The following is a 4,645-nucleotide window of genomic DNA, read 5'->3' on the forward strand; positions in this document are numbered from 1 at the left end:
CGCTTCACGCCGTGTGAAGCATCCGTCAGACCCTTCGCAATGACGCACTCCCCACAGCTTTTCGAGATGACCTTCGCCAGGCTCAGAAACCGCCGGAAGGCGGGGTTGTCGTTGCGGGGCGACCAGACCGCGCAGAAGGGCAGGATCTCGCCTGCGAGCGGGCGATACACAACACCGGGGAATTGCGCGGCAACGGTCGCTTCGCTGGTCAGCGTCAGGCTGTGTCCACCGGCAACGATCTGCATCAGGGTGTCGCGATAGACCGCATGATGCTGGATGTCAGGGCTATAGCTAGGCTCGGAAAGATGCTTCACCAGATAATCGTGGATTTCCGGCCCCGACTGCGCCTCGCTGACAATGAATGCCTGGCCCCGAAGGTCGCTCCACTTGATTTCCGCCTTACCGGCGAATTCGTGTGCGATCGACATAGCCACATAGATCCGCTCGTTCCACAGATGCGTAACATCGCACCCCTCGACCGCAGGCGTGCCGGTCAAGAAGGCGACATCCAACCGATTCTGCTGGATCGCCGGAATGTGTTCGGAAGCGTCACCTTCGATATAGTCGATCCTCACCTCTGCATGGTCAGCACCGTAGGCATCTAGCAGTGTGGCAATAAAGCCCGATGCCATTGAGGACATCAGGCCTATTCGAACGATCCCCGCCTGCCCTCGCCCGACCATGCCAACCTCTTGCGCAGCATAAGTGAGTTGGTTCAACGCTCGTCGCGCTCTTCTTATGAACCGTTCGCCCGCAATAGTGAGGCTGACGCCRCCATGCCCTCGAAGGAACAGGGCAGCGCCAATCTCGTCTTCCAAGTCGCGGATTCGACGGCTGACAGTGGATGGCTGGACATTGAGCGCCCTAGCCGCACGCCGGACACTCCCAAGCTCCGCCATTGCGATGACGTAGCGCAAATGGCGGATTTCAAATCTGGGAGCCTTTGCGTCGTCCATAGCGCCTCGCATCGCGGATCAGCTCAGTACGGGAAGCCGTCGGTGCCTGTTAGTCCCACCTCCGTGAAGAACGTTTGTAGTGCGGCAGCCTCGTCTGCGGTCACTATCGCGGCGACATAGCCGTCAGGTCGGACCAGCACCCATTCGCCGGATGCCAATTTGTACGCATCGCGGAAATGACTGCCCACGTCCTGTAGCTCGCAGCCGGCTCCGACCCTGTGAATGTGCAACCCACGTCGCGGCTCGATAATATCGCGCTCTGTCTCGAAACCGATGAGCGTCCAGTGCGAGCCGCTGAACAGCTCGAAGAGGCGTCGGGAACATCCGGCCGCGCCACGAAGCGGTGCGTCAGGCGCCCGATCTCCTGCAAGCAGGGTGCCGACGCGACCGGAAGGATCAAGCGCAAGCGGCGACTGGGGATACCCTATGTCGAGCTGGCGCACCTCACGACCGCGCCGCATCTCTCCTCGTTTTGCGGCCTCGAGAAGGCCGGTCGCAAGCCCTAGCATCGCTTGGGCGATCGGCCGCCGCTCGTTTTCATAGCTGTCAAGCAGACGTTCCGAAGCACCATTGAGCACTGCCGCCAGCTTCCAGCCCAAATTGTAGGCGTCCTGCACGCTGGTATTGAGGCCCTGGCCGCCAGTGGGCGGATGGATGTGGGCGGCGTCGCCGACGAGGAGCGCGCGGCCGACCCGGTAGCGATCGGCAAGCCGGGCATTCATGAAATAAGCCGACGCCCAGGTCACCGATTGAACCTTCACGTCATTGCACGCGGTTCGCTCGGCGATCACTCGCTCGATCCCTTCGGCCGAGAGGTCGACTTCACCGTCCAGCGGCACGGGCGCCTGGATCTGGAACAGATCGGTTCCGGCGAGCGGGCAGATCGAGACCATACGCTCCATGTCGCCGTCGTTGAACTGATGCCAGGCCCCGCGGTCGAGGCCGGTCAGCGCCACGTCCGCCACTACTGCCCTCACACCGAGCGTCTTCCCGGGGAAATCTACACCGAGGGCACCCCGCACAAAGCTTCGGCCGCCGTCAGCTCCGACGAGGTAACGGCTGCGCACGATCTCTTCGCCGGCTGGTCCCACCAGGTGCGCCGTAACGCCTTCCTCGCCCTGCTCGAAGCCGATCAGTTCGCATCCGAATTCGACCTCTCGACCAAACTCCGCCAGCCGATCGCGCAGCACCCGTTCCGTCAGAAACTGCGGAACCATCAGCGCGATTTGATAGGGCTCTGCCGGCGTTGGATCGTCCTGCTCGGCCATATCCTTTTCGACATAGGTGCCATCATTCCGATACTCGCGCATCCGCGGATAGGTGCCGCCTGCCGCGACGATCCGGTCGATGATACCGAGGTCCTCGAAGACTTCCTGGGTTCGTGGCTGAATGCCCTTGCCGCGCGAACCTGAAAATGGCTGAGCCATCTTCTCGATCAGGCGGAACGGCACGCCGCGCCGCGCCAGGTCGATAGCCAGTGTCAGACCGGCGGCGCCGGCACCGCAGATCAGCACCGCCGTAGTGTTTTCATCTTCCATTACCGCCTCCAATGTGTATGATGCACATATCATCAGGAGGCTTAGGCGTGTCAATAAAAAAAGTGCAAAATGCACATATCAAGAAGTCACTGCCCGAGTTGCACCGGTCGCTCATTGACATTGCCGGGCTCATGAACCGCCCTGAGCGGGATGCGCAATTGCTGGAAATGGCCGGCCTTACGCTGGAGCGTGCGCTGTTTCCTCTTCTCGTGTCGATCGAGCGGCGGGGACCGATCGGCGTTGTCGAACTCTCCGACGGGGTTGGGCGCGACTACACCACGGTCAGTCGCCAGGTTGCACGTCTGGAGGCGCTCGGCCTCGTCGAGCGCCGCTCAGGCGCGACTGACAAGCGAGTGCGCGAGGCGGTCATTACACCGCGAGGGAAGGCTGCGACCGATGCAGTCGATGTCGCGCGGGAAAAAATGGTGCTGACCCTGTTTCAGGATTGGACGCGCGAAGACTTCGACGAGCTACTGCGGGTCATGCGGATGCTCGCCGACAGCATGGGTGCCGAGCCAGTTCTCGAACGTTGAAAATGACGCGAGAGGGCTGACGGATAGGGTGCAGCCAGCTCTGGCACGAGTGCCTCATTTCGCTACGCTCAACGCTTGCCTACGCGCTCAGTCGGACTCGGCCGTCAGACAGTGAATACAGTGCGGTTCTTGCTGTCGTCCGCATTCCACGCCTGGCTCCCGCCCGAAAGAGCGGCCGACTTGAATGCGATCTTGAAGTTTCCAGGCAGCACCGCTCGCAACAAGGCTGTCACCGCGCCGAGATGACGCTCAAGCGAAATGCTACCATGGCCGCTGCCCATGAGTTCAATTGGAGATGATCTCAGAACGGCGCTAGGCAGCGTGATATCCGCGCCGCTGACGGAGCCGATCTGAACGAAGCGGATCGGGATTGCATCCGGCCCGGCCTTGGCACCCGCGATCAGCAGGCGCTCTGCGCTAGGCCCCCAAAGATAGTCCACGACCACGTCGATTCTCTCTGCGAATTGTTCGATGAACCTTTGCTCAAGCGCGTCTCCATCTGCGACCAGTGGAATGGTCACATCAGCGCCCAGTGCAGCAACGTCGCGAAGAGCTGCTTGATCGCGGCCGGTCGCAATGACCTTTGCTGCGCCCATATGCTTGGCGATCTGAACGGCGAGCCTCCCTGCGGTCCCGGTAGCGCCGTTAACGAGAACAGTCTCGCCAGCCTTGAGGTTCGCGCGCTCCGCATAGGCGACCCAGGACGACATGCCGGGGTTGGCGATTGCCGCGGCCGTCAGGTCGTCAAGTTCGGGCGGTAAGGGAAGGCATTGGGCTGCGGAGACGACGGTCCGTTCGGCCATGCTGCCGAAGGGGGGCCGCGGCAGGACAAAATAAACTCTGCGGCCATCATCCAGCAGGCCTACCCCGTCAATGCCCGCGACAAACGGGAGCATCCTCGACGAGCTGTAATGGCCACCCGAGGCCCGGCTCTTGACCAACTGGCTCATCGCAGCGGCCTTCACGGCGACCCGCACCTCGTCCGGTCCGACGATCGGATCGGCAAAATCCATATAAATCGGCGACTGCCCGATTTTTTGAACAACCAAAGCCTTCATAGCGCTTCCCTCATCCATTGCGTGCACGATGCACATATAAGGGATGGAAAATAACGTCAACATAAATGTGTATTATGCACTTTTCTGTTGACGACCTTCGTCTATCGTCGTTATGTGCATACTACACATTGATCAGGTGATGACAAATCCCTGCGCAGCGAATTTGGTCATCCGCGACGCATGTCCGGTCAACAGCAGGGAGTCGCGAGATGAACGTCGGCGCATCAATAGTAGGGAACGATAAGGCAACGCCAAGACTTGATTGGCGAGTGATGCTGCCGGTCTTCCTGGTCGTCAGTCTCTACGCAGCAAGTGCTGCCGCCGTTTTGCCAATCCTGCCTTTCTACCTCAAAGAAATGGGCGGAACGCCGCTCATCTTCGGTATTGTGATAGCCACGGAAGCTCTCACGCAGTTTGTGGCGGCGCCTCTTGTCGGTCAGCTTTCTGACCGCTTGGGACGAAAGAAGATCCTGCTGTCAACTCAGGCGGCTGCTTTCACCAGCCTCCTACTGCTCGCTCTAGCAAAGGCCGTGTTCCCGGTCCTGCTGGCGCGCATATTG

Annotated in this window: 5 protein-coding genes and 1 pseudogene; 2 read left to right on the plus strand and 4 right to left on the minus strand. The window is 60.6% G+C overall.

All coding sequences use genetic code 11. The annotated features are described in order from the left end of the window. From AB4Y99_RS25865 to AB4Y99_RS25875, 3 genes and pseudogenes are all read right to left on the minus strand, one after another. Positions 1–719, minus strand: a 719-nt coding sequence (locus AB4Y99_RS25865) for a LysR family substrate-binding domain-containing protein (RefSeq protein WP_441525342.1), incomplete at its 3' end; no start/stop codon positions are given. Positions 720–758: 39 nt separating this feature from the next. Beyond that, a pseudogene (locus tag AB4Y99_RS25870) lies at positions 759–968 on the minus strand (helix-turn-helix domain-containing protein); the annotation flags it as partial. Positions 969–979: 11 nt separating this feature from the next. Next, entirely contained in the window at positions 980–2,494 is a 1,515-nt protein-coding gene (locus AB4Y99_RS25875) for an FAD-dependent oxidoreductase (protein ID WP_394083149.1), read from the minus strand. A gap of 47 nt (positions 2,495–2,541) precedes the next feature. Here AB4Y99_RS25875 and AB4Y99_RS25880 point away from each other — a divergent pair, with 47 nt between their 5' ends. Then, entirely contained in the window at positions 2,542–3,027 is a 486-nt protein-coding gene (locus AB4Y99_RS25880) for a MarR family winged helix-turn-helix transcriptional regulator (protein ID WP_394083147.1), read from the plus strand. A 104-nt stretch (positions 3,028–3,131) separates the two neighbouring features. Here AB4Y99_RS25880 and AB4Y99_RS25885 read toward each other — a convergent pair whose 3' ends face one another. Next, positions 3,132–4,085 (minus strand): quinone oxidoreductase family protein, encoded by a 954-nt coding sequence (locus AB4Y99_RS25885; RefSeq protein ID WP_394083145.1) that lies wholly within the window; start codon positions 4,083–4,085, stop codon positions 3,132–3,134. A gap of 209 nt (positions 4,086–4,294) precedes the next feature. On the opposite strand from AB4Y99_RS25885, the gene AB4Y99_RS25890 reads away from it, so the two are divergent. Beyond that, positions 4,295–4,645, plus strand: a 351-nt coding sequence (locus tag AB4Y99_RS25890) for an MFS transporter (RefSeq protein ID WP_441525341.1), incomplete at its 3' end; no start/stop codon positions are given.

It is taken from the genome of Allobosea sp. TAB14, from assembly GCF_052113865.1.
In the GTDB taxonomy this organism is placed as follows: Bacteria; Pseudomonadota; Alphaproteobacteria; order Rhizobiales; family Beijerinckiaceae; genus Allobosea; species Allobosea spartocytisi.